The organism is Streptomyces sp. NPDC053048 (genome assembly GCF_044547045.1).
Classification (GTDB): domain Bacteria; phylum Actinomycetota; class Actinomycetes; order Streptomycetales; family Streptomycetaceae; genus Streptomyces.
The window spans coordinates 350,040-373,911 of the sequence record NZ_JBITZS010000007.1 but is presented as its reverse complement, the minus strand read 5'-3'; the positions used below and the strand labels follow the sequence as shown (position 1 = coordinate 373,911).

Here is a 23,872-nt window from a genome sequence, read left to right as displayed (position 1 = left end):
CGTATCTTTCGGGCAAGGCCGTATCGGGCGCCGTCAACAGGGACGCCGACGGCCCGGCGGGGCATGCGTGCCTGCGTTCCGAACATGAACGTACGAATCCGTTCCCGCGATCATTTCCGATCCGTCCGCGCGAGCGAGCCGGTGTGCGGGCTTCCGCGGCGAAGTGCAGGCGAATTGCAGGTGTGTCCCATGGTGCGTGCGTCCAGTGTGTCCGGCGCGGTCCGGCAGCGTGCGGTGAACTTCCGCGTGATCGCGCTCGCGAGCGCGGTGGTGCTGGCCGTCGTGCTGCCGCTGGCGGTTGCCTCGGCCGGCCCCGCCGGCCGGGAGAGGACGAAGCCGGGTAGCGGACCGGGCGGCGGGGACGGCGGACGGACGCCGGGCGCCTCGCGCGCGCCCGGGGCCGCGGCCGCGCCGCTCGGCCGCCACGGCGAGGGGGCCGACGGGTCCGCCCCCTACGGCGACGGCTCGGCGGACGTGCTGGGCGCCCGCCTCTCCTCCGACGGCCTGCTCGGCGCCGGGCCGGACGACGGGGACCGCAACGTCGCCCGCTGCGGCCCCGAACTCGCCGCGCCCGAGGGCGTGGAGGCCCAGACCTGCGTCCTCGAGCAGGCGCACGACACCTGGGCCCGGACGTACTACCGCAACGCCACGGGTGCCCCCCTGACGGGAATCCTCACCCTCATGGGCCCGGCCGGCCGAACCGTACAGGTGAACTGCCGGATGGCCGCAACAGATGATCCGGACATGTGCGAGACGCCGCACGAGGCGACGGTGCGCGGACATGGCTCGTATGCAGCGGTCGCGGAGATCGCCACGGCCGATGGGAAGCTGCTGCTCCGCTCCGGCAGCAACTCGCCGGAGCCCGAGGAGGGTTAGCGTCACGCCCGGCGCACGCCCCGCCGGCAGCCCCCGTCAGGGGCCGCCGCGCGCGCCCGCCGAGCCGTTCACGCGCCCCCGGGGCCCTCGCGGGGCGGCGGAAGCGGGCGGCGGGCGCATGCCCGGCGGACGGACCGCCCGGGGCCGGTGGCGGCCCGGACGCGGGCCGGTCCGGTGGCCGGACCGGGGGCGGGAGCTGGGAGTTGCCGCGGCGCGGGGCCTTACGGGCGGTGCGCGGGGCGGCGGCGAGGCGGCCGCGAGAAGGAGTTCACCGGGGACGACGGGCCGGGAGCCCGCACCGCGGCCGGGCCGGAACGCCGCCCGCCCGCCGTGCGGGTCGGTCCTGCGTTCGGTGTGTGCCTGTTCGGTGTCCGTCCTGTGCCCGTACCGTGTCCGGGCATGGAAACGCCCGGTCGCTGGCGACGGGGGATGCACCAGCGACCGGGCTTCTAGAACCGTAACAAGAGATCGGCGGTTCGCAAATTCGATCGTGGATTTCCGGACGCCGATTTCCGGGCTGACAGCGGGAGTTGTGACAGGAGTCACGCGGTTTGACCCGCTGTTTACCCGTCAGGGACGGCGGAAGTGGCCCGTCCGCCCGTGCGGCCGAATCGAATCGGGTCCACAGAAGGTCCACATGGCCTTCACGGACGGCCGCGGCGGCCGTCCGTGTGGCCGGGTATCGCCCAACCGGGAGGACGGTATCCCCGTCAGTTCAGGGTCACCTGACGACTGGTGAGACCGCCGCGGGCGCGCCGCTCGTCGGCCGTCAGCGGGGAGTCGTCCGCCAGCGCCCCGGCCAGCCGCTCGGCGAAGGCGGCGGCCGGCTTCGCCACGTCGGCCGCGCTCATCGCGCTCGGCAGGTCCCACACCGGCACGGTCAGCCCGTGCGCGCGGAAGGACCCGACCAGGCGGGTGCCCTCGCCCAGCGAGGAGGTGCCGGCGGCGTGCAGCCGCGCCAGGGCGTCGAGCAGCTTCTCCTCGGGGTGGGTCATCACCCAGCGCAGGTGGTTCTTCTCCGGCGTCTCGCACCAGTACGCGGCGTCGACGCCGGAGAGCCGGACGGTGGGAATGGCGGCGGCGTTGGCGCGCTCGAGGGAGGCGGCGACGTCACCGGTGGCGTTCTCGGCGTTCTCGACCCAGAACTCGAAGCCCGTGTGCACGACCGGCTCGAACGGGGCCGTCGCGTCCAGCACGTCCTGCAGGCGTGGACCCTCCGCCCCGGGGCGGCCGGCGGCGACCGGCGTGCCCGGCTTCGCCTCCAGCGCGCGCAGCAGGGTGTCGGCGAGGTCGCGGCTGAGGTCACCGGTGGCGGTGTCGTTCTGCAGGCCCAGGAGCACGGAGCCGTCGTCGCGGCGCAGCGCGGGCCAGGCCATCGGCAGGACGGTGGCCAGCGTCACCGACGGCACGCCCTCGGGCAGGCCGTCCTTGAGGGTGAGCGGAACGGTCGCGGCGGGCACCAGCTCGCGCAGGGCGACCCAGTCGGCCTCGCCGGGCAGGCCCTCGAACGGGCGCTGCACCAGCTCGGCCACCGCGTGCGAGGCCTCGCGGCCATGGCAGGCCTTGTAGCGCCGGCCCGACCCGCAGGGGCAGGGCTCGCGGGCGCCGACGACGGGGATCGGCGCGTCGCCGGCCTGCGGCTTGACGGCAGCCTTGGTCTGGGGGCGGCGCTTCTTGGCCATGGTGTGCGTGTCTCCCGATCGGTGCGTCCGGCTCGTGCTGCCCTGCGGCATCACTTCGTTGACGGGCGCGAGCCTAGCGCCCGGCGACAGGCCCTAGGCCGGGCACGCGCGGGAGGGGCGTGCAAGGGGAGCGCGGGCGGGTGACGGTGGTGGGGGCGGCGTCTCTACGCGCGTCATCACGCCGGTTCGTCGAGGTCGGTGTAGGCGAGGAGGGGGTCGACGGTGACGCGCGCGGCGAATCCGGCGCGCGCGGAGAGCGCGGCCCACACCGTGACCTCGCCGGAGGCGTCCCGGACGCCCCAGTCCTGGGAGAGCGCGCTGATGATGTTCAGCCCGCGGCCGCCGCGGGCGGTGACGGAAGGAGTGGCCGGAAAGGGCCGGGTGGGGCCCCCGCCGTCGGTGACCTCGACGGTGAGCCTGCCGCGTTCGTCGACCCGCCAGGCGGCGCGGAAACCGCCGCCGTCCGCTTCCGTGCCCCGGTCGCCGTTCTCCCGGCCCAGCGGGCGCCCGTGCCGGTAGGCGTTGCTGAGCAGCTCCGAAAGGATCAGTACGGCGTCGTCGATGACCGAATCCGGTACCCCGCCGGCGCGCAGTTCCTTGCGCATCCGGTGTCTCGCCTCGCCCACGCCGGCAGGACCATGGGGTACGGCCATGATCGACGACGTGGGCACCTCCTGTGCCACCACCAACGCCACCCCCGAGACCTCCTTTGCCCCACGTCAGGGGATGAATGCCCCAATGGACTGGACCGGAAACCGGCCAACCTTCGTGTCGTGGGGCACTCGCGCGGGTCGAATACGTACCGAACGCGCCGGTGCACTCCATGTAATGCCCGCCGGGCCCTTCCCTCGCGGGGCTCCGGCGACGACCCCGCGGGCCGCCGGGGTCAGCGGCGGCCCAGCTGCGTCAGGACGGCCTTCGGCCGGTTGGTGATGATCGCGTCGACGCCCAGCCGGGCGCACAGTTCGACGTCCTCCGGCGCGTTGACCGTCCAGACGTGCACCCGGTTGCCCGCGCGGTGCAGCCGGGCCACGTAGTCGGGGTGGTTGCGCACGATCCGGATGCTCGGCCCCGCGACGCCCACGCCGGCGGGCAGCCGGCCGTCGCGGTAGCGCGGCGAGAGGAACTGCATCAGGTAGACGGTCGGCAGCGCGGGCGCCGCCGCCTGGACCCGGTGCAGGGAACGGGCCGAGAAGCTCATCACCCGCACGGGCGAGGGGCCGTCCGGGGGCGGATCGGCGAGGCCGAAGCGGCCGAGCAGGGCCAGCAGCCGCTCCTCCACCTGCCCCGCCCAGCGGGTCGGGTGCTTGGTCTCGATGGCGAGCTCCACGCGGCGGCCGGAGTCGGCGACGAGCTCGAGCAGGCGCTCGAGGGTGAGGACGGAGGTGCGCTCGCGGTTGTCGCGCTCGGGGTCGCGGTCGGGCGCCTCGCGCTCGCCGGCCGGCGCCTTCCACGATCCGAAGTCCAGGGCCGCGAGGTCGGCCAGCTCGAGCGTGGAGACGGCGCCGCGGCCGTTGGACGTGCGGTTGACCCGGCGGTCGTGCACACAGACCAGGTGCCCGTCGGCGGTCAGCCGCACGTCGCACTCCAGCGCGTCCGCGCCGTCCTCGATCGCCTTGCGGTACGCGGCCAGCGTGTGTTCCGGGGCGTCCTCGGACGCTCCGCGGTGGGCGATGACGTCGACGGAACGGCGGCCGGGACGATCGTCCCGGCCGCCCGGCTGTGCGTAAGTCACCGCGTTATCGTGCCACCGGCTGGCACAATCGCGCATGCGGTCCAATTTGTCCTGTAGTAAGGACGGGCCGCCGAGGTCACAGGCTCCGCTTACGGTGGTCTGACGCGCCATGGGAAAGGCTGGCCTCGTACATATGTCAACGTGGCCGGAAATCGCGACCGACCTGACGTGCACCTGATTGAGGAGACGACGACTGTGAGCACCGAGAACGAGGGCGCCGCCCGTCCGGCTGACGCCGGGCAGGACAAGGCGGCTCCGTCCGAGGGCGCATCGCCACAGGCGCCCGCGGCCGATCAGACGGCGCAGCTTCCGGCCGTTCCGGCCGAGCCTCCGGTCGCGCCGCCCGCCCCGCAGGCCGCGGCCCCGGAGGTCACGCCGGCCGCGGCCCCCGAGGTCACGCCGGCACCGGCACAGACGCCGGCACCGGGACCGGCCGTCGATCCGCACGGCCAGGCGGCGGCGCAGTACGCGCAGGCGGGCCGGACGGCACAGTTCCCCGCGGCCCCGCTCGCCCACCAGCCCCAGTCCCAGCCCTCCGCCGCCTTCGCGGCTCCCGGTGCCCCGGCCCCGGGTGCGCCGGGTGCCGCGCCCGCCGGCTGGTACGGCGGCGCCGACGCGCCCCCGCCCTACGCCGGTGCCCCGGGCGGGCCGGCCGCACCGTGGGGCGCGCCCGTGCCGCCGAAGCGCAAGCGCGCCGGCGGGCTCGTGGCGGCCGTCGTCGCGGCGGCGCTGATCGCCGGTGGCGTCGGCGGTGGCGTCGGCTACTGGGCCGCGGACAAGGGTGTCGGGGAGAGCTCGACCACCGTCTCCTCGTCCGGTGACCCCAAGACCGAGAGCCGCAGCCCCGGCTCGGTCGCGGACATCGCGAACAAGGCGCTGCCGAGCGTCGTGACGATCGAGGCGCAGAGCAACAGCGGCGAGGGCGGCACGGGCACCGGCTTCGTCTACGACAAGCAGGGCCACATCCTCACCAACAACCACGTGGTGGCCTCCGCCGCCGAGAGCGGCAAGCTCGCGGTGACGTTCTCGGACGGCAAGAGCTACGACGCCGAGGTCGTCGGCCGGGCGCAGGGTTACGACGTCGCGGTCATCAAGCTGAAGGACCCCTCCGGGGCGAAGCTCAACCCGCTGCCGCTCGGCAACTCCGATCGGACGGCGGTGGGCGACGCGACGGTCGCCATCGGCGCGCCGTTCGGCCTGTCCGGGACGGTCACCACGGGCATCGTGAGCGCCAAGAAGCGCCCGGTGGCCTCCAGCGACGGCGGCGGCAACGGCAAGGCCTCGTACATGAGCGCGCTCCAGACGGACGCCTCGATCAACCCGGGCAACTCCGGCGGCCCGCTGCTCAACGCGCAGGGCGCGGTCATCGGCGTCAACTCCGCGATCCAGTCGGCGGGCGGCGGCGGTGGCGGCTTCGGCGGCGGCCAGAGCCAGTCCGGCAGCATCGGCCTCGGCTTCGCGATCCCGATCAACCAGGCGAAGAACGTCGCCGAGCAGTTGATCAAGTTCCGGACGCCGGTCTACCCGGTGATCCAGGCGACGGTGAACATGAAGGACTCCGGCTCCGGCGCCCGGATCGACGGCAGCGGTTCGGACGCCGTCACCCCGGGCGGCCCGGCCGACAAGGCCGGCCTGAAGGCGGGCGACGTGATCACCAAGCTGGACGACACCAAGATCGACAGCGGTCCGACCCTGATCAGCGAGATCTGGACGCACCGCCCCGGCGACAAGGTCACCGTCACCTACATCCGCGACGGCAAGACCGCCACGGCACAGATCGTCCTGGGCGAGCGCCGGGGCGACAACGGCTGACGGGCGTCGCGTGCACGTGGGGCGCGTCCACATGCGTCGTGTCCACATGCGTCGTGTCCACGTGCGTTCGCGTCCACGTGCGGCGTTCAGGTGACGTCGGCCCGCCGGGCGATCCTCCGGCGGGCCGGGCTGGAAGACGTACGGGTGGACCACCGTGGATCCCCCCGACGACGAACGAAGGCCCTGCCCCATGCAGACCGACCCCCTGACGCGGTTCCTGAACGCCCTCACGCCGGCCACCCGGGAGAAGGTCCGCCGGCTTCCGCAGGACGACCAGCGGAAGCTGGCCGACGCGTGGGAGACCGAGCTGGCCGAGGACACCGACCTCGACACCCTCAGCGAACTCTCCCCCTCGGCCGCCGAGAGCGAGGCGGCGGAACGCGTCACGGCGAACCTCTCCTGACGGCCGCCGGCCCGGGTGCCGCTGTGGACGTCACGTTCGTCTGCAGCAGGGAGCGATACGAGAGTTCACCCCCACCGCCCGCGCCGCCCGCACCGGGTACGCTGTTCTCGCGCTGTCCTGGTGAGGACGGCGCGGGGAGGCTTGCCCGAGCGGCCTAAGGGAACGGTCTTGAAAACCGTCGTGGCAGCGATGTCACCGAGGGTTCAAATCCCTCAGCCTCCGCCGTCCCAGCGAAGGCGCTGGTCAGAAGGGGTGCCCCGGTTCGGGGCGCCCCTTTCGTGTGTGCGGGCGTCATCGGCATGGCGCAGGCCCTCCTTGGCCGTTGAGGTCGGTGAGCGTCGCCCGCGGACAGTGCGCTCGTTGCCCGGCGGATTTTTGTTATCCGCTCCCGGACCCCGCGTCTCCTGAGTGTTGGACGCAGTACTCAGCAGACCCGAACCGGAAGTGATCCGCGTGAACCGTGAGCCCGAGACCTCGACGTTCGACCCGGCCCCCGACGGGACGCGCCGCGCGCGCCGACGCGGCGGCAGGCGGCCCCGGCGTGCGGTGGTGGTGACAGGAGCGGTCGCCCTCGCCGTCGTCGTGGGCGGCGGCTACGGCGTGGCCCAGTCGATGGGCGGCGGAAGCGGTGACACCGGCTCGGCCGCCGAGGCGGCTTCCGTGCGGGCCGCCGAGCAGACGTCCGGCGAGCCCGGTGTGCCGCCCGCCGCCGGCGGGTCCGCCGCGCCCGCCGCCAACCCGAGCGGCACCCCGCGCAGCGCGTCCCCGAGTGCGAACGCGAGCGTGGATGCGAATGCGGCCGCGTCCGGCAAGTCCGGCAAGAAGTCCGGCGCTGACAAGTCCGGTGACAAGTCCGCCGACACGTCCGCCGGCACCGGATCCCGGGCCGATGCCAAGGCCGGGGCCGCGTCCGGCGTCACCGCCGAGGACCGTTCCAAGGCCGCGGCCAAGAGCGCCCCCACCAGCGGGCAGTCCGTCCGCAAGGCCCCCCGCGGCAAGGGGAACGGTTCCCACGTGCAGCAGGTCGTCGACATGGTCAACGCCGAGCGTGCCCGTCACGGCTGCTCGCCCGTCACCGTCAACGCGAAGCTGCAGGCGGCGGCCCAGGGCCACTCCGACGACATGGCCGCCCGCGACTACTACGACCACACCTCGCCCGAGGGCCGCGGGCCCGGCGACCGGATATCCGCCGCCGGATACCGCTGGAGCACGTACGGCGAGAACATCTTCAAGAGCCCCAAGGACGCCCGCACGGCGATGGACGGCTGGATGAAGAGCCCCGGTCACCGCAGCAACATCCTCAACTGCGCCTTCAAGGAGATGGGCGTAGGCGTCAACTTCAGTTCCAACGGTCCCTGGTGGACGCAGAACTTCGCCGCCTCTTCCTGACGTCTCCGTCCAACTGCGCTGCGCCCTGCTCGCCGCCCCCGGCAGCGAGCAGGGACGCGCAGGTGGCAGGGGTCGACCGGTTCGGAGTACACCTCGTACTCGTGTAATATTTCTCCCGCGCCGCTAGCTCAGTTGGTCAGAGCAGCTGACTCTTAATCAGCGGGTCCGGGGTTCGAGTCCCTGGCGGCGCACAGAACGGCAAGGGGTGCTCCTGATTCAGGAGCACCCCTTCCGCGTTTCCCGGGCCCTGTGCGGCCGGGGTGGTGGTGAGCGGTCGCTGACCGTTCGATGACCTGGCGGTGAGAGTCCGGTCAGTACAGTCACGTCGCTTCCGGGACTGGTGTCGTGTCGTACCCGGTGGTCGCAGTCACCCGATCACAGAGGACATTCATGCGCTCTCATGACTCGAGCTCTCCGTCCGGCAACGGCGTCGGTCGCCGCTCTCTGCTCAAGGCGATCGGCGCGGGCGCCGCTGCCGCTTCCTTCAGCACCCTGGGTGCGGGCGTCGCCCACGCCGAGGAAGAAGCGGTGGTCGACGCGATCATCATCGGCGCCGGCTACGCCGGCGGCATGGCGGCCCGTGAACTGGCCGCCAAGGGACTGACCACGCTCGTCCTCGAGGCCCGGGACCGCATCGGCGGCCGGATCTGGACGGGATCGTGGGCCGGCGAGCAGATCGAGCTCGGCGGCCAGTGGGTCGCGCCCAGCCACCGCCTGGTCCAGGCCGAGCTCAGCCGGTACAAGATCGGCGTCTACGGCGACCCCGCCCCCGAGCGGGTCGTCGTCCCCCGCGGCGGCAAGCTCGAGCCCGTCACGCCCGCCGAGGCGCAGGCGCTGCTGGAACCCCTGTGGAAGGAGTTCTACAAGGGCTCCGAGCAGTACTTCGAGCGTCCCGCCGAACCGCTCTACCGCAAGGACCTGCTGGCGGCCGTCGACCCGCTGTCGCTGGCCGACCGTCTCAAGCAGATGAACCTCTCGCCCGCCGAGTTCGACCTGCTCAGCGGCGACGCCGCCGTCTATGCCGGCGGCTCGATGACGACCGGTTCGCTGACCGGCATGGCCCAGTGGTACCAGCTCGCCGGCGGTACGTACGAGAGCTACGGCACCACCATCGGCACCCGTCCGGTCGGCGGCATGACCGCGCTGCTGCGCGCGATGCTCGACGACTCCCGTGCCAGGGTCCGCCTCAACTCCCCCGTCGCCAAGGTCACCGACGCCGGCGACCGGGTCGTTGTGCAGACCGTGGACGGCAAGCGGTTCGTGGGCCGGACGGTCGTCGTGGCGACGCCCACCAACGTCTGGAAGAACATCACCTTCGCCCCCGGCCTGCCCAAGGCGCACACCCAGGCCACCACCCAGGGCATCGGCCTGCCCAACGGCACCAAGATGTGGCTGCACATCAAGGGCAACGTCGAGGCGACCAGCGGAACGGCCGCCGAGGGCTCGCCGATCCTGATGATGGTGCCTCAGAAGCAGCTCGCGGACGGCCGGCTCATGGTCGCCTTCCCGCACCCCTCGCTCGACGTCAACAACCCGGTCAAGGTGCAGGAAGCCGTCCAGCAGTGGATTCCGGGGGCGCAGGTCCTCAAGTCCCGGGCCATGGAGTGGGGCAAGGACCCGTACTCCGCCGGTTCCTGGGGCTTCCGCCGGCCGGGTCAGCTGCTGCAGCTCTTCCCGCAGATCGAACAGCCGCACGGCCGCATCCTGTTCGCCGGCGCCGACATCGCGCAGGGCTGGCACGGCGCCTACATCGAGGGCGCCATGGAGTCCGGCAAGCGCGCCGCCCAGCAGGCGCTGCGGCTGGCATAGGGACGGTCTCCGGCCGGGGCACGCCACGGGGGCGTGCCCCGGCCGTTCAGGGGCGCTCAGGGGCGTTCAGTGGGGCGCTTCCGCCGCACCGCCCTCGCGTACGCGCCCGAGCACGTCGTCGTGCAGGGCCGCCAGGCCGCCGGGCGGCAGGGCGGTGGGGCTGCCGGTGAGGGTGTACCACTCCTCGGCGCCCGTGTACTGGATGTGGATGCGGGCCTGGCTGTTGCCGGGCAGCGCGATGGTGGCGACGGTGACGTCACCGGTGATGACGCCGACCTCGTCTGTCATCGCGCCGCCGGGTCCGGCGGTGACCTGGTCCATGTAGCGGCCCTCGTCCACACCGCGGCCTTCGTTCACGTCACGCCTCCGTTCGGACCGCGGCCTTCGGTCATTGGTCGCAGGTGTCGAGCATGGAGTTGAGGGTTTCCTGTTCGGCCTGGGTGACGCGCAGCTTGTACAAGTGCTTCACATGCGTCCAGGCGCGGGAGTAGGTGCACCAGTACGAGGTCAGCGGGGGCTGCCACTTGTCGGGGCCCTGGTCGCCCTTGCCGCGGTTGGAGGCGGCGGAGACCGCGATCAGCTGGGAGTGCCGCAGGTCGTTGGCGAACGCCTTGCGCTTCTCGGTGTCCCAGCCGTCGGCGCCCGAGCGCCAGGCGTTGGCCAGCGGGACCATGTGGTCGATGTCGACCTGGCTCGCGGCGTTGAGCACCTTGCCGTCGTAGGCGCTGGTCCAGGCGCCGGACAGGGCCCGGCACTCGCTGTCCGTCTTCACGTCCCGGCCGTCGCGCGCCAGGACCACCTCGCGGGTGTCGCAGGTGCCCATCTGCTTGATCCAGTGCGGGAACTTGGCGCGGCTGTAGCCGTCCATCGAGTGCGGTGCCTCGACGACCAGCTCGGCCAGCTCCTCGCGGGCCACGGACGACGGGGGCGGCTCGGGCAGGTCCCGTCGCGGCGCAGTCGGCTGCGCGGGGACGGTGGCCGGGGTGGCGGTGGGCGTGGTGACGGTCCACAGGCACAGGGCCGCGGTGGTGGCGGTGGTGGCTCGCAGCCACCGGTTACTTCTGATCACACGCCAACGGATACCGGGTGACCGAACCCCTGGCGGGGAGCGTCACCCGGATCCCGGCGTGCCGGAAATGCGGTGATTGACCGGAGTGCCGGCGGTCGAGACGTGCGTCAGCGCCTCGGCCCGAAGATCAGCGCGTCGAGCACGGCCTCGGACATCGCCTTCTCGCCCCTGGCGTTGGGGTGGAAGGCCGCGGCCGTCCAGGGGTTGACCGGGGCGATGCCCTCGATCCAGCGCTCGTTCCAGGGCCGGCAGGCGTCGTGGTCGGCCGTCCTGGCGTTGGTGTTGACGTAGAGGTCGCCCTGTGCGACGGCCTGTTGGCGCAGCATCGCGTTCAGTCGGCGCAGCGTGCCGCGCAGGTAGGGGACGTCTCCCTCGGCGACCCGCAGGGACTTCCGGCAGGCCTGTGCGTCGTCCCCGATGATCGCCGGGTAGCCGACGACCGCCACCCGGGCGCGCGGGGCCTTCTTGTGGATGGCCTTCAGCAGGGCCGCGACCTTGGGTGCGGTGTCGTTGATCCGCTGGTCGAGATCGTCGGTGCCGCGCTGCGAGAAGTACCGCTGGCAGGGGTTGCCCTCGGGGACGGGCTGGAAGGGGTGGGTGCAGCGCTTGAGGATGTCGGCGAAGTCGATGTCGTTGCCGCCCACGCTGAGCGTGACGAGGCGGGTGCCGCGGTCGACGGCGTCGAGCTGCGGTGGCCTGCGGGTGTCGCGCTGCTGCTGGAACATGTCGTCGGTCTTCGCGCCCATGCAGGTGACGTCGCGGAAGTCCGTCAGCCCGAGCTCGTTGCGGATGAGGGAGGGGTAGTTGGCGTTGGAGCGCAGGCAGGTGAGGTCGTTCTGCCGGGGGATGACGGGCCCGGAGGCGTAGGAGTCGCCGAGGGCGACGTAGCGCTGGGTCCGTTCCAGGGGTTGTGCTTGCGCTTGCGGCTGGGGCGTGGCGGCTGTGGCCGGTGTGAGGGCGGCTCCTGCCGCCAGGGTGGCGGCGGTGCCGAGTGCGGCGAACGCCAATCGGATTCTGCTTCGTCCGGTACGGGCCATTTCTTCCTCCTCAGGAGGGGAAGTTCCGTGGATGCGGGCGCCAGGCTCGGGCCCGCGGGTTCGGGGCGTCAACGCGATGCCCGGAATGTCTGATGCGTATGACCGGATATCGAACTCGGGCGTCCGGTGGCGCGGGCTTGACGATCGAGGCGGAACGTTCCGCTTCTGCCTCGGACTTCACCGTCCGCCTCGAACGCGCATCAGGGTCACCCGGTCGTCACGGTCGTCACGGTCGTCACGGCGGTCATGGTGGTCACGGCGGTCACGGTGGTCATGAGGCCTTCCGTCGTACCGGCGTGAGCAGGGTCAGGTGCGGAACCTGCCGTCCGGTGCGGCGTGCCGTGCCGCGTACGACCTGAGGGCTGCGGCGCATGCCGGCGGTGCCGGTGGTCCTGGTGGCTCCGGCGGTGCTCGCGGCCCCGGTGGCGGCGGATCCGACGGCCCCGGCCGGGCGCCAGTGGTCGCCGCACCGCTTCGCCGCGTACATGGCCTCGTCGGCGGCGCGCATCAGGTCCGAGAGCCCGGCACCGGGGTGGTGGCCGGTGTGACACAGGCCGATCGAGGCCCGGGGCGTCAGGGTCACCCGGCCCGCGTCGAGCGGCGTGGACAGCCGGGCCGACAGGTACGTCATCTCCGCGTCCGCGTCGGCCTCCGGCGCCAGGCGCACCAGCGCCGTGAACTCGTCGCCGCCCAGCCGCGCGGCGAAGCCGCCGCGCTCCCGGCTCCAGGCGGCCAGCCGACGCCCGACGGCCGCGATGACGAGGTCACCGGCCTCGTGCCCATGGGTGTCGTTGATCTGCTTGAAGCCGTTGAGGTCCAGCAGCAGGACGGCGGAGTGCGGGTGCCGGATCGCCCGCGGCGCACGGGCGGTGAACTCCTCGCGTCGCATCAGGCCCGTCAGCCGGTCGGTACGGGCGGCACGCAGCCGGCGCAGCAGGAAGAAGGCGTGGGTGGCCCAGCCGAGGGCGGGGGCGGCGACGGGAAGGGCCTGGAGTATGAGGTTCATTGCGTACCTTCCTGTGATTCCGGTGGCTCTATGGGCAGTTGAGGCCGCTGGGAAGGTTGGTCGCTGTGGTTGTCCTGTTTGCTTCAGGTGGGTTCGTGACAGCAGCGACTGGTGGGGCGGCCGTGGCCGAGCGGCGGCCCGATCGCGCCGCCGTGGTTCCGCCCGGCGGTCGGGCCGGGCGGGCTCGGGCGGTGGATCGGGCCGTCAAGCAAGGACGTCCCCCGTTTCCGGTGGGCGGGAGCGGGACGGAGGGTGCGGAGGCCCCGAAAACCCGCGCTTCTGCTGAAACGGTTCGCCGCATGGGGCGCATGGGACTCGAGGGCGTTGAGCGAAGGCGGTTGCGTTCGATACGCCCTGTTTCTATGAGGTGGTGGTTTAAGTCCGAGACATCATGCTTGCGAGGGAATGAGGACAGAAGGGGGGTTCGGTGGAGATTCCGTGGGCAAGTCTGGAGGCGCGACGTCGAAAGAAGCGCCGGGGCGGTCGGCCAACCGCCTGGCAAGAACCGGTAGTTCCCACTGGAGGATCGTCATGGCAAGCACCCGCACTGCCGCCCGCGTTTTCGCCGCCCTCGTGGCCCTTCCGATGGCGGCCATGCTCTTCTCCGGCGTCGCCACGGCCGACGACGGCGGCCAGCTGGCCAACAGGGGTTCGAACGCCGCCGCGGCCGGCATCGTCGGCAGCGGCATCACGGGCAAGAACCACGGCAACAGCACCACCACGCTGCAGCAGGCCACAGGCAGCGCGGCAACGAACCAGGCGAATACCGCCAGTGTCAACGGATCCGGCCATACGCAGATCAGGCAGGACAACATCCGGATCACCTTCACCCAGGTCTGGTGAGCCTGGACCTGTGAGGGAACCCCGCCCCCCCGGGGCAGCCCCACAGGTGACGTGGTGAGATGTGGACTGGGTCTGTACGGACCGAGCGGCGGCACTCCGGTGCCGCCGCTCGGCGTTTGTGTGTGCGTGGACGTTGACTTCGCAGGAGAACTGACAGACAGTCAGAAAATGTGAGTGAGGATCTCCACGACCGCCTCAAGACGTACGAAGGCCGCCCCGCGGTCGTCTCCGGCCGCGGCCCCGATCCCGTCAACTCGGCCATGATCAGGCACTGGTGCGAGGCCATGGGTGACGCCCACCCCGCCTACACCGGCCCGCACCCCGTCGCCCCGCCCACCATGCTCCAGGCCTGGACCCTCCCTGGTCTCGCTGGTCCCGCCGGTCTCGCTGGTCTCCCCGGTCCCGCCGGTCTCCCCAGTCCCGCCGGGCGTACGGGCCCGACGAGCCGGACGGGCCCGACGAGCCGGACGGGCCCGACGGGCCGGACGCCCGCCTACGACGAGCTGCTGGCCCTGCTCGATGCCGCCGGCTGCACCGCTGTCGTCGCCACCGACTGCGAGCAGGAGTACCTGCGGCCGCTGCGCCCCGGAGACGTGATCACCTTCGACGCGGTCATCGCCTCGGTCTCGCCCCGCAGGACCACCCGGCTGGGCACGGGCCACTTCATCACCACGCGCACCGAGATCCGGGCGAACGGCGAGCTCGCCGGAACGCACCTCTTCCGCATCCTCAAGTACGCCCCGGCGGCGCCCGCGCCCACGACGACGGGGGACCGTCCCGAGCGCCCCCGCCCCGTGATCAACCGCGACAACGCCGGCTTCTGGGAGGGCGTCGCCGCCCGCACCCTGCTCATCCAGCGCTGCACGGCCTGTGGACGACTACGTTTTCCCTGGTTGCCGGGGTGCGGCGGCTGTGGATCGCCGCGCTGGACGACCGTCGAGGCCTCGGGCGCCGGGACGGTGTTCTCGTACGTCGTCATGCACCATCCGCCGTTCCCGGCCTTCGATCCCCCCTACGTGGTCGGGCTGATCGAACTCGCCGAGGGTGTACGGATGATCAGCAACGTCACCGGGGTGGAGCCGGAGGAGGTGCGCGTCGGGATGCCGGTGGAGCTGGAGTACGTACGGATGGACGGCGGCCAGGTGCTGCCGCTCTTCCGCGCGGCGCCCGCGGTGAGGGGAGAGAGCAGGGCATGAACCTCGGCGACGAGCTCCCGGCCCCGGGGGACGAGCTCCCCGCCCTCACCGTCCCCGTCACCCGCACCCTGATCGTCGCGGGTGCCGTCGCGTCCCGCGACTTCAAGGACGTCCATCACGACGCCGAGGCCGCGCGGGCCAAGGGCGCCCCGGACATCTTCATGAACATCCTCACCACCAATGGCCTCGTCGGCCGCTACATCACCGATCACTTCGGCCCCGGCGCCGTGCTGCGCAAGGTCGCCATCCGGCTCGGGGTGCCCAACTATCCCGGAGACGAGCTGAAGTTGGCCGGAATCGTTACCTCCATATGTGTCGACGAACGCACCGCCGAAAGGGTCGTCGAGGTCGCCGTCACCGGCACCAACAGCCTGGGCCGCCACGTCACGGGAACGGTCACCCTCGCCCTCCCCGACTCCCACCTTCCCGGCGGCGCGCGGTGAGTGCGTACGACGGGCGGGTCGCCGTCGCCGGTATCGGCGCGACCGCCTTCACCAAGGACTCCGGCCGCAGCGAGCTGGCCCTGGCCGCCGAGGCGGTCCGCTCGGCGCTGGCGGACGCCGGTCTGGAGCCGGCGGACGTCGACGGCATGGTCACCTTCACCATGGACACCAGCCCCGAGATCACCGTCGCGGCGGCGGCCGGCATCGGAGAGCTGTCCTTCTTCTCCCGCGTCCACTACGGCGGCGGGGCCGCCTGCGCCACCGTCCAGCAGGCGGCGCTCGCCGTCGCGGCCGGGATCGCCGAGGTCGTCGTCTGCTACCGCGCCTTCAACGAACGCTCCGGCCGCCGCTTCGGCGCCGGAGTGCAGCGCCGGGAGCCCTCCGCCGAGGGGGCGGCGCTCGGCTGGGTCCTGCCGTTCGGGCTGCTCACCCCGGCCTCCTGGGTGGCCATGGCAGCCCGTCGCTACCTCCACGTGTACGGGCTCGAACCGGAGGTCTTCGGGCACGTCGCCGTCACCGCCCGCCGCCACGCGGCGCGCAATCCGGCCGCGTACTTCCACGACCGTCCCATCACGCTCGCCGACCACGCCGCCTCCCGCTGGATCGCCGAGCCACTGCGGCTGCTCGACTGCTGTCAGGAGACGGACGGCGGCCAGGCCCTGGTCGTCACGAGCACCGAGCGCGCCCGCACGCTCCGTCACCCGCCGGCGGTGATCCTCGCGGCGGCGCAGGGAGCGGGCCGCGCCCAGGAGCAGATGACCAGCTTCTACCGCGACGGTTTCCGCCGGGACGACGGCCGCTGCCGCGACGGCCTGGCCGGTCTGCCCGAGACGGCCGTCGTCGCCCGGCAGCTGTGGGCAGCGTCCGGCGGGCTGCGCCCCGCCGACATCGACGTGGCGATCCTCTACGACCACTTCACGCCCTATGTGCTCATGCAGCTGGAGGAGTTCGGCTTCTGCGGACCGGGCGAGGGCGGCCCGTTCACCGCCTCCGGCGCACTGCCGCTCAACACCCACGGCGGACAGCTGGGAGAGGCCTACCTGCACGGCATGAACGGCATCGCCGAGGCCGTCCGGCAGCTGCGCGGAACATCGGTGAACCAGGTGCCCGGCGCCGCGCGCGTCCTCGTCACCGCCGGTACCGGGGTTCCCACCTCGGGGCTCATTCTCGGCGCAGACGGATGAAACCAGGGCGTGTCATCGCATAGCGGTGGCGTTCCGGCACCTTGACTCAGCCGTATGGACCCACGGAAGAAGATCATCGGATATCTCGTCGCCCTTATGGCGGCGCTGGCCCAGGTGGTCATCCTGGCACTGCCCGCCCCGGCCTTCCCCGTCCCGTCGGCGGCGGCCGCCGCGGCGAGCGTCTACCGGGGCCGGGGTCTCGACACCTGCCAGGCCCCGCCCCTCACCACCCTCAGCGCGTGGGGGTCGGCCACGACGTACGGGGCCGTGGGCGTCTACTACGCCGGCCGCGCACGGGCCTGTCCCAATCAGCGCTACCTCAGCCACCGCTGGCTGACCGGTGCCCGCGACCTGGGCTGGCGGGTGCTGCCCGTCTTCGTCGGCTCGCAGTCGCCGTGCGTCCTCGCCTCCTCCAAGCAGGGCTACCCCATCGGCGACGACCCCTGGGGGCAGGGCGTCGACGAGGGCCGCGAGGCCGTCCGCACCGCCACCAACCTCGGCATCGCGTCCGGCAGCCCGCTCTACTACGACATGGAGGCCTACGACTACGGCGACTACGACTGCGCCGACATCACCCTGACCTTCATCCAGGCCTGGAACTCGACCGTCAAGCGGCACGGCTACATCCCCGGCTTCTACAGCAGCGCCGCGTCCGGCGTGCGCCACATGGAGATCGCGCGCCGGGCCGGCGAGCGGGACCTGCCGGAGATCCTGTGGTTCGCCCGCTGGCGCGTGCCGGCGTCGACCGAGCGCGAGCAGGTGCTCTCCGCCGGCTCCTGGTCGCCGCACCGCCGGATCCACCAGTACGCGGGGAACGTGACCGAGACCCACGGCGGCCGGAAGCTGACGATCGACCGCAACCTGGTCGACGCCCCCGTTGCGATCATCCGCGACTGACGGCGGGCGCCGGGTGCTCCGCTGACGTTCGTCGAAACCCCTCCCCCTCCAGGAGGTGGGGCCAGCCCCCGGGGTACGACCTGAGGGGGACCGTGCTTCGGCACCTCCGGCCGATCCGCCGGGCGTGCGCGCGCTCCTAGCGTGGAGGCATGACAGCAACCACGACGCCTGTGTGCACCAGCGCATCCAACGCCGCCGTGTACCCGTCGTTCTCCACGTACGTACGGGTTCGCGGACAGGCGCTGCAGCGCACCGCCCGCTCCCTGACCTCGAACCCGTGCGACGCCGAGGATCTGCTGCAGACCGCCCTGACCAAGACGTACCTGGCCTGGGACCGCATAGAGGACCACCGCGCCCTCGACGGCTACGTCCGCCGGGCGCTGGTGAACACCCGCACCTCCCAGTGGCGCAAGCGCCGCGTCGACGAGTTCCCCTGCGAGGAGCTTCCCGAGCGCGAAGCGGCGCCCACCGCCGACCCCGCCGAGGCCCAGGCCCTGCGCGACGCGATGTGGCGCGCGGTCCACCGGCTGCCGGCCCGCCAGCGGGCCATGGTCGTCCTCAGGTATTACGAGGACATGACCGAGGTCCAGACCGCCGAGCTGCTCGGCGTCTCGGTCGGCACGGTCAAGAGCGCCGTGTCCCGCGCCCTGGGCAAACTCTGCGAGGACCCGGAGCTGGCGGAGGCGGCGTAGGGCCTAGGGGCGTAAGGGCGTAAGGCGCCCTCGACGACCTGGCCTGCGCCTCATTCCCTGCCGGGGCCCGCCGCGCGACCGCCGGTGCGTTCGGACTCGAGGCCGTCGAGGAGGGCGCGGAGGCCGAACTCGAAGGTCTGCTCGGGCGCCGCGGTGTACCCGGACGCCGGGGTCTCGATGCGGGCGCGCAGCCGGGGGAACTGCCGGGCGACCTCGGCCGCCTTCGCCATGGTGTCCTGGAACGTCTCCGCCGCGTCGCCGCCCTCGCGGGCGATGCGCCTGGTCAGGGACGCGTTGGCGGACGTACCGAGGGCGTTGCCCAGGACGAACGTGAAGACGGTGGCCGCCGCGCGGTCCGCTTCCGGGCCGGTGAAGCCGGCCGATTCGTAGACGGCCAGGATGTGGTCGTCGTGGCGCGCCTTTCCGGGCCCGTAGAAGAAGTAGGTGCCGAAGGCCGGCACGAGCCATGAGTGCCTGGTGAGCATCGCGTACAGGCCGAGGGCCATCGACATGGCCGCCGCGCGCCAGCCGACCGCCTCGTGGTCGGGCAGTTCGATCTCGTCCCACACGTGGTCACCTGCGAGCCGGACGAGGTTGTCCTTGTTCTGGACGTGCCAGTAGACGGCCGTGGGGGCGGAGCCGAGCCGCTTGCCCAGGCTCCGCATGTTCAGGCCCTCCAGGCCCTCCTCGTCGAGCAGCTCGATCGCTGTCCGGACGATCTGTTCCTTGGTCAGTGTGTCGCGCGCCATGGCGCTCACGATAGGCATCGGAACCCGACTTGCACAAAGTTCAGGAGAAAGTGCGCCCACCACTTGCACTTAGTTCAAGTCTCGCTCTACAGTCCTCTTGAACTTAGTGAAAGTCGATGCGGCGGGCCGGAGCCCGCCCCGATGGGGGAGACCTACCGTGAACGTTCTCGTCGCCGTGATGCAGCTGCTCGTCGCCACCGCCTTCGTCAGCATCCCGCTGGTCCGCCACCGCTACGGGGCCACCGCGACGGCCGGCGCACAGGCGGAGCTCGAGCGTCAGGGCGTACGGCCGACCGTGCTGGCCGAGAACGGGATGCGCTTCGACGCCGGCGGCCACGAGACCTGGGCCCCCGTCTCCATCGCCGCGGCGATGGCGGCCGCGGCCGGGGCCAACCTCTTCGGCAGCTCCTGGGCCGGCCCCCTCACCTGGGTCGTCCAGTCGATCGTCCTGCTGATCAACTGCGTGATCCTGTACAGCAACCTGACCGCGGTGAAGTCCGTCCAGGCCGCCTTCGCCCGCAAGGGCGACCCGATGCTCGCCCGCATCGACGTGGCCGCCCTGCTCAAGGCCGCCGAGGCCGGGTTCCCGGGCTGGGTGTGGGTCCTGCAGAACGCCCGCCACGTGGTCGTGTTCGGCGCTTCCGCCGTCGCGCTCGCGGCGATGACCGTCCTCGCCTGACGAGTCCGAATCGCAAGCGCACACCACCGCCCGTCGATCAACCCGAACGTCCCTCACCTCCCCCGGAGTTCACCATGCCGCTGTCCGTCGCCACCGCCATCGCGCTGCAGCTCCTGCTCGCCGCGACCTTCCTCGTCATCCCGGTCACCGTCTGGTTCACCGGAGGCGCCGCCCAGCGGGCGGCCGAGGCGGAGACGGCCCGGCAGGGCTACCCGGCCGAGGTCCTGGCGCGGCACGGGATCAGGTTCAAGGAGCGGGCCTGGGAGTTCTCCCTCGCCCTGTCCATCGCCGCGATCCTGCTGACGCTGGCCGGGCTCAACCTCACCGCGAGCACCACCGGCCGGACCCTGTCGTGGATCGTCGAACCGATCGTTCTCCTCGTCGTCGGCTTCATCACCGCCGGCCAGGTCTTCGCGGCCCGCTACACCGAGGCGGCCCTCAAGAAGTCCGACGACCCCGCCGTGCGCACCATCGACGCCCGAGCCGTGATTGCCGCCGCCAGTGCCCAATTCCCTTCCTGGCTGCGCCCGCTGGTCCTGCTGCGCTTCCCGCTGGCGACCCTGGGCTCGGCCCTCGTCATCGTCCTGCTGGCCACGCCGGCGGCCGGGTCGTACTTCGGCTAGGCCTCAGTGCAGGCCATGAGGCTGTTCCGGTGATCCGCGCGTCATGGCCGTGCCCGCATCCGGGCGCGGCCGTTGGGCCGGCAATGAAGACGCGCCGCACGGCCCCTGCCGCCGCCCTCCCGAAGCTCTCCCTCTCCGATGCGCTCAAGGGAACGTCGGTCGGCGTCACCGCGGGCGACAGCGTTGACCCCTAGTCGCTTCAGTTCGACGCAGAAAACTCCTTCGATCGGTCACATTCCTCCGACGGCATCCGTCAGTGCAGTGACAGCAACGGGCAAGACCGAAGGAGACCACGATGAACGCACGATCGATCACCGCCCAGGTTCCGATGGGCCCGCGGATGGCGCAGGACCCCCAGGAGCTCGTCCCCGAGCTCGCGGAGGTCTCGGCGGCGCTGTTCAAGGCCACCGGCAACCACTCGGTGCCGCGCACGACGATCAGCCTGCTCCAGCTGCGCGCCGGCCAGATCGTCGGCAACACCTACCTGACCGTCCTGCACACGGGTTTCCTGCGCAAGGCCGGTGAGACGGAGGACCGGATCACGGCGGTGTCGTCCTGGCAGGACGCGCCGTACTTCACCGGCCCCGAGCGCGCCGCGCTCGCCCTGGTGGAGGCCGTGCTCCAGCCGTCGGCGCACGGCGAGCGAGTACCCGACGAGCTCTACGCCCAGGCGGCCGAGCACTACGACCCCAAGGCCCTCGCCACCCTGATGATCGCGATCGGCCAGGTCAACTTCTTCATCCCCCTGGCCCTCATCGCCAAGCCGGTCCCGGGCCGGTCGTTCACCGAGCCCTGGAACTGAGCCGGATCCGCCGGCAATTGGCGGTAGGCCCGGTCGCCGCCGCCCGGACACCGGTTGCCGTCGCCCGAACACCGGGCGGCGGCGACCGGGCCGCTGAGCGGCGCGCGGGTCAGCCGGCGGTCTCCGGCGTCCCCGTGCGGTAGAGAACCGCACCCGCGGGCGAGTCCTTCCCCGCGATGTGGGTGCGGATCGACATGAGGTAGTCGTGGCGGCTGACGCGTCCGTCGCCGTCGACGTCGAGCGCGTCGAAGGCCGCCTCGGCGTTGATGGCCGGGTTGCCCAGCGCGGTGCGCAGCATGATGAATTCCGGCCGGTTCACGATGCCGTCCCTGTCGGCGTCGGCAAGGTCGAACAGTGCGCCCAGCGCGGGTGAACAGATGTTGTCGAACGCCTCGACGCCGACCCACGCCAAGTACTCGTCCTCCGTCATCTTTCCGTCGCCGTCCGCGTCCATCTCCGCCCAGGCCCGTTCACCGGCCGCGCGTGCGTGGACGACCATGGGGTCCTCCTCGCCGCGTCCCGTCGCCACCGTCAACCGGTCGATCCGCGTGAAGTAGTCGTCCCTGGAGATGACCCCGTCCCCGTCCGTGTCGAGCACGGCGAAGACGAGTCGCTTGGCAACGATTCCGTTCACTGAAGCACCCTTCTGTCAGGCCCGCCCGGCGGTGCCGCCGTGCGCTCGCCGGTCCCTACCCGGCCTGCTTGGAGCCCAAGGCCGTCGGGGCGGGTGACGTCACGCTCGTGTGGTGCGCGTGGTGCGGGGCCCGCGCAGGGGCGGCACCTGCGCTTCCGGTGTGCTTCCGGAAGCGGGGCTGACGGGAAACGCCCACGGGTAGGGCAGGGACCGGTGGCGGATCCGGATGACCTGGAGGGGCACATGTTCGGTGGGCGCGGGGCGGCAATGACGTTGAGTTCCCTGGTCCTCGTGGGCACTTCGCTCGCGTGGGCTCCGGCCAGTGGGGCCGATGGCCGCGGAGGCGGAGGCGGAGAAAGAGGCGACACCGTCGTGTGCACGGGCACCAGCCACGGCACGCACGAACCCCCGTTGACCCTTGTGCCACGCAGGACACACGTCCACGTCGAGGCCGCGTACGTGTGCACCGTCGCACCCGGCCGGACCGTACGGGCCGACGGCACCCTGGACGGGGTGTCCCCGGCCGCGTCCTGTCTCGAGCAGACCAGTTCCCTCCCCACGGAGATCGTGCGGTACGCCGACGGCACGCGATCGGTGATCGTCTACAACCACGCGGCGACTGTGCGTGTCGCCAACGCCCTCGAGACCAGGGTGACCGGCCGGGTCACCGAGGGGCGCGGCAAGGGGCTGTCCGCACAGCGGACCACAACCGCGCTGTCCGGTCAGCTCCCCACGGAATGCCTCGCCGGCGGCCTGCGCGGAGTGACGGGCTCCACGCTGCTGGAGATCCTGCCGGGGAACTGAGATCGCCCGGGGGCGGGCTCCGGACGGAGAACTTGAACTAAGTTCACGAGAGGTCTTGCACTTTGTTCAAGATGCTCGTTACCCTTCCCTTGTACTTAGTTCAAGAACTTGCCCCGGGGGGATCCCATGTCGCACCGCGAACTGAACGACTTCGTCGCCACCGCCGCTCAGGAGCACGGCGTACCCGGCGTCTGCGTCGGCATACTGATGGACGGTCAGGAGCACATCGCCTCGCACGGCGTGACGAGCGTCGACAACTCCCTGCCGGTGGACGGGGTGACGCTGTTCCCGGTGGCCTCGGTGACCAAGACCTTCACCGCGACCGCCCTGATGCGCCTGGCCGCCGAGGGGGCGGTGGACCTGGACGCGCCGGTGCGCCGGTACGTCCCCGAGCTCGTGCTGGCCGACGAGACGGCCGCTGAGCGCGTCACCGTGCTGAACCTGCTCAACCACACCGCAGGACTGGAATGGAACCTCATCGACAACGACGGGGACGGCTCGCTGGCCGGCTTCGTGGCCAAGATGGACGGGCTGAGCCTGATCGCCCGGCCCGGTGAGCGCGCCTCCTACAGCCAGGCCGGCTACAACCTGGCCGGCCGCGTCGTCGAGAAGGTCACCGGCCTGCCCTTCGAGAAGGCCGTGGCGCAACTGGTCCTGGAGCCCGCGGGGCTGTCGAACACCTTCTTCGACGAGGAAGACGCCATGATCCGGCGCTTCGCCGTGGGCTACAACCGGGACGAGGACGGCACCCTGCGCGCCGCGCGGCCGTGGCGGGCGTTCGCCGCCGGCGAGCGCGGCAACAACCCGGGCGGGGGCGCCGTCTCCTCGGTGAGCGACCTGCTGCGCTGGGCCCGCTTCCACCTGGGCGCCGGGGAGGGGGTGCTGCCCACCGAGGCCCTGCACCGCATGCGGGAGCAGACGGTGGAGCTGCGTTCCAGCAGCATCGGCGAGGGGATCGGCATCTGCTGGTTCCTGCGCGAGGTGGACGGCACCGGCACGATCGGGCACGGCGGTTCGGGCAACGGTCAGTTCGCCGAGCTCCTCATCGTGCCCGAGCGGAACTTCGCCGTGGTCGCCCTGGCCAACGTCGGCCCCGACGGGTACACCTTCAACCAGTCCGTGGTCCGCTGGGCGCTCGAGCACTACCTCGGCCTGGCCGACCGCGACCCCGAGCCGGTCCCGTTCGACGAGGCGCGGGCGCGGGAGGTCACCGGCCGGTACGAGATCGACGTGATGGACGTCGACATCGCCACGGACGGGCACCGGCTCACCCTCGAGGTCGCGATCAAGCCCGAGATACGGGCGGCGTCCGACGTCGAGATGCCGCAGGACTATCCGCCGGCCACCATCGGCTTCCTGCCCGGCGACGGCGACGAATACATCGTCACCGACGGCGGCCTGCGGGGGCAGCTCGGCTACTTCAGCCGCGACGAGGACGGGACCGTCATCGGCATCGACCTCGCCGGGCGGCTCTTCGGCCGGGCGCGGAACGCGTCCTGAGGCACCGG

24 protein-coding genes, 2 tRNA genes and 1 pseudogene are annotated in these 23,872 nt (G+C 71.9%); 18 read left to right on the top strand and 9 right to left on the bottom strand.

The features are described from left to right. The first annotated feature begins 189 nt into the window (after window positions 1–189). A complete protein-coding gene (locus ACIG36_RS21075; protein ID WP_399929803.1) occupies window positions 190–876 on the top strand; it encodes a hypothetical protein in 687 nt (228 codons plus the stop codon). Window positions 877–1,586: 710 nt separating this feature from the next. On the opposite strand, the gene ACIG36_RS21070 is transcribed toward ACIG36_RS21075, so the two are convergent. The 3 genes and pseudogenes from ACIG36_RS21070 to ACIG36_RS21060 all read right to left on the bottom strand — a co-directional run bounded on the left by ACIG36_RS21070 (window position 1,587) and on the right by ACIG36_RS21060 (window position 4,293). After that, window positions 1,587–2,558: a DUF5926 family protein gene (locus ACIG36_RS21070; protein ID WP_399929800.1), complete on the bottom strand. Its 972-nt coding sequence runs from the start codon at window positions 2,556–2,558 to the stop codon at window positions 1,587–1,589. 176 nt (window positions 2,559–2,734) lie between these two features. Continuing rightward, window positions 2,735–3,340: pseudogene (locus ACIG36_RS21065) on the bottom strand (ATP-binding protein). A 104-nt stretch (window positions 3,341–3,444) separates the two neighbouring features. Next, window positions 3,445–4,293 carry a glycerophosphodiester phosphodiesterase gene (locus ACIG36_RS21060; RefSeq protein WP_399929798.1) on the bottom strand — a complete coding sequence of 283 codons (849 nt, stop codon included), beginning with the start codon at window positions 4,291–4,293 and terminating at the stop codon, window positions 3,445–3,447. Between the two features lie 195 nt (window positions 4,294–4,488). Between ACIG36_RS21060 and ACIG36_RS21055 the strand changes: the two genes are divergently transcribed. From ACIG36_RS21055 to ACIG36_RS21030, 6 genes are all read left to right on the top strand, one after another. Then, window positions 4,489–6,105, top strand: a complete 1,617-nt coding sequence (locus ACIG36_RS21055) for a trypsin-like peptidase domain-containing protein (RefSeq protein WP_399929795.1) — start codon at window positions 4,489–4,491, stop codon at window positions 6,103–6,105. 190 nt (window positions 6,106–6,295) lie between these two features. Further along, window positions 6,296–6,508 carry a hypothetical protein gene (locus tag ACIG36_RS21050; protein WP_399929792.1) on the top strand — a complete coding sequence of 71 codons (213 nt, stop codon included), beginning with the start codon at window positions 6,296–6,298 and terminating at the stop codon, window positions 6,506–6,508. A gap of 135 nt (window positions 6,509–6,643) precedes the next feature. Next, window positions 6,644–6,730, top strand: a tRNA-Ser gene (locus ACIG36_RS21045). Window positions 6,731–6,961: 231 nt separating this feature from the next. After that, window positions 6,962–7,897, top strand: coding sequence for a CAP domain-containing protein (locus tag ACIG36_RS21040; protein ID WP_399929789.1), 936 nt, complete (start codon window positions 6,962–6,964; stop codon window positions 7,895–7,897). 117 nt (window positions 7,898–8,014) lie between these two features. Continuing rightward, window positions 8,015–8,088, top strand: a tRNA-Lys gene (locus tag ACIG36_RS21035). A gap of 199 nt (window positions 8,089–8,287) precedes the next feature. Beyond that, complete coding sequence (locus tag ACIG36_RS21030; RefSeq protein WP_399929787.1) at window positions 8,288–9,706, top strand: flavin monoamine oxidase family protein; 1,419 nt, start codon at window positions 8,288–8,290, stop codon at window positions 9,704–9,706. A gap of 66 nt (window positions 9,707–9,772) precedes the next feature. On the opposite strand, the gene ACIG36_RS21025 is transcribed toward ACIG36_RS21030, so the two are convergent. From ACIG36_RS21025 to ACIG36_RS21010, 4 genes are all read right to left on the bottom strand, one after another. Further along, window positions 9,773–10,027, bottom strand: a complete 255-nt coding sequence (locus ACIG36_RS21025; RefSeq protein ID WP_399930105.1) for a hypothetical protein — start codon at window positions 10,025–10,027, stop codon at window positions 9,773–9,775. Between the two features lie 67 nt (window positions 10,028–10,094). Next, entirely contained in the window at window positions 10,095–10,772 is a 678-nt protein-coding gene (locus ACIG36_RS21020) for an HNH endonuclease family protein (RefSeq protein WP_399930102.1), read from the bottom strand. Window positions 10,773–10,882: 110 nt separating this feature from the next. Beyond that, the gene (locus ACIG36_RS21015) at window positions 10,883–11,782 is read right to left on the bottom strand and encodes an SGNH/GDSL hydrolase family protein (RefSeq protein ID WP_399929784.1); all 900 of its coding nucleotides are present in this window, start codon (window positions 11,780–11,782) and stop codon (window positions 10,883–10,885) included. A gap of 301 nt (window positions 11,783–12,083) precedes the next feature. Continuing rightward, a complete protein-coding gene (locus tag ACIG36_RS21010) occupies window positions 12,084–12,818 on the bottom strand; it encodes a GGDEF domain-containing protein (protein WP_399929781.1) in 735 nt (244 codons plus the stop codon). A gap of 531 nt (window positions 12,819–13,349) precedes the next feature. On the opposite strand from ACIG36_RS21010, the gene ACIG36_RS21005 reads away from it, so the two are divergent. The 6 genes from ACIG36_RS21005 (at window position 13,350) to ACIG36_RS20980 (ending at window position 18,073) form a co-directional block, all read left to right on the top strand. Further along, a complete protein-coding gene (locus ACIG36_RS21005) occupies window positions 13,350–13,661 on the top strand; it encodes a hypothetical protein (RefSeq protein WP_399929779.1) in 312 nt (103 codons plus the stop codon). A 170-nt stretch (window positions 13,662–13,831) separates the two neighbouring features. Continuing rightward, a complete protein-coding gene (locus ACIG36_RS21000) occupies window positions 13,832–14,857 on the top strand; it encodes a bifunctional MaoC family dehydratase N-terminal/OB-fold nucleic acid binding domain-containing protein (RefSeq protein ID WP_399929776.1) in 1,026 nt (341 codons plus the stop codon). Then, window positions 14,854–15,300, top strand: coding sequence for a MaoC family dehydratase (locus tag ACIG36_RS20995; RefSeq protein WP_399929775.1), 447 nt, complete (start codon window positions 14,854–14,856; stop codon window positions 15,298–15,300). The genes ACIG36_RS21000 and ACIG36_RS20995 overlap by 4 nt, the downstream gene beginning before the upstream one ends. Continuing rightward, window positions 15,297–16,484, top strand: a complete 1,188-nt coding sequence (locus ACIG36_RS20990; protein WP_399929773.1) for a lipid-transfer protein — start codon at window positions 15,297–15,299, stop codon at window positions 16,482–16,484. The genes ACIG36_RS20995 and ACIG36_RS20990 overlap by 4 nt, the downstream gene beginning before the upstream one ends. A 54-nt stretch (window positions 16,485–16,538) precedes the next feature. Then, the gene (locus ACIG36_RS20985) at window positions 16,539–17,381 is read left to right on the top strand and encodes a DUF1906 domain-containing protein (protein ID WP_399929771.1); all 843 of its coding nucleotides are present in this window, start codon (window positions 16,539–16,541) and stop codon (window positions 17,379–17,381) included. Window positions 17,382–17,530: 149 nt separating this feature from the next. Next, window positions 17,531–18,073 carry a SigE family RNA polymerase sigma factor gene (locus tag ACIG36_RS20980; protein ID WP_399929768.1) on the top strand — a complete coding sequence of 181 codons (543 nt, stop codon included), beginning with the start codon at window positions 17,531–17,533 and terminating at the stop codon, window positions 18,071–18,073. A gap of 50 nt (window positions 18,074–18,123) precedes the next feature. Here ACIG36_RS20980 and ACIG36_RS20975 read toward each other — a convergent pair whose 3' ends face one another. After that, complete coding sequence (locus tag ACIG36_RS20975; protein WP_399929766.1) at window positions 18,124–18,822, bottom strand: TetR/AcrR family transcriptional regulator; 699 nt, start codon at window positions 18,820–18,822, stop codon at window positions 18,124–18,126. A 157-nt stretch (window positions 18,823–18,979) separates the two neighbouring features. Here ACIG36_RS20975 and ACIG36_RS20970 point away from each other — a divergent pair, with 157 nt between their 5' ends. The 3 genes from ACIG36_RS20970 (at window position 18,980) to ACIG36_RS20960 (ending at window position 20,926) form a co-directional block, all read left to right on the top strand. Next, complete coding sequence (locus ACIG36_RS20970; RefSeq protein ID WP_399929763.1) at window positions 18,980–19,501, top strand: hypothetical protein; 522 nt, start codon at window positions 18,980–18,982, stop codon at window positions 19,499–19,501. Between the two features lie 74 nt (window positions 19,502–19,575). Continuing rightward, complete coding sequence (locus ACIG36_RS20965; RefSeq protein WP_399929761.1) at window positions 19,576–20,124, top strand: hypothetical protein; 549 nt, start codon at window positions 19,576–19,578, stop codon at window positions 20,122–20,124. 295 nt (window positions 20,125–20,419) lie between these two features. Beyond that, complete coding sequence (locus ACIG36_RS20960; protein WP_399929757.1) at window positions 20,420–20,926, top strand: carboxymuconolactone decarboxylase family protein; 507 nt, start codon at window positions 20,420–20,422, stop codon at window positions 20,924–20,926. A 109-nt stretch (window positions 20,927–21,035) separates the two neighbouring features. On the opposite strand, the gene ACIG36_RS20955 is transcribed toward ACIG36_RS20960, so the two are convergent. Further along, window positions 21,036–21,560 (bottom strand): EF-hand domain-containing protein, encoded by a 525-nt coding sequence (locus tag ACIG36_RS20955; protein ID WP_399929754.1) that lies wholly within the window; start codon window positions 21,558–21,560, stop codon window positions 21,036–21,038. A 411-nt stretch (window positions 21,561–21,971) separates the two neighbouring features. Between ACIG36_RS20955 and ACIG36_RS20950 the strand changes: the two genes are divergently transcribed. Both ACIG36_RS20950 and ACIG36_RS20945 read left to right on the top strand, forming a co-directional pair. Further along, window positions 21,972–22,364: a hypothetical protein gene (locus ACIG36_RS20950; RefSeq protein WP_399929751.1), complete on the top strand. Its 393-nt coding sequence runs from the start codon at window positions 21,972–21,974 to the stop codon at window positions 22,362–22,364. Between the two features lie 126 nt (window positions 22,365–22,490). Next, window positions 22,491–23,864 (top strand): serine hydrolase domain-containing protein, encoded by a 1,374-nt coding sequence (locus tag ACIG36_RS20945; RefSeq protein ID WP_399929748.1) that lies wholly within the window; start codon window positions 22,491–22,493, stop codon window positions 23,862–23,864. Window positions 23,865–23,872: the final 8 nt, after the last annotated feature.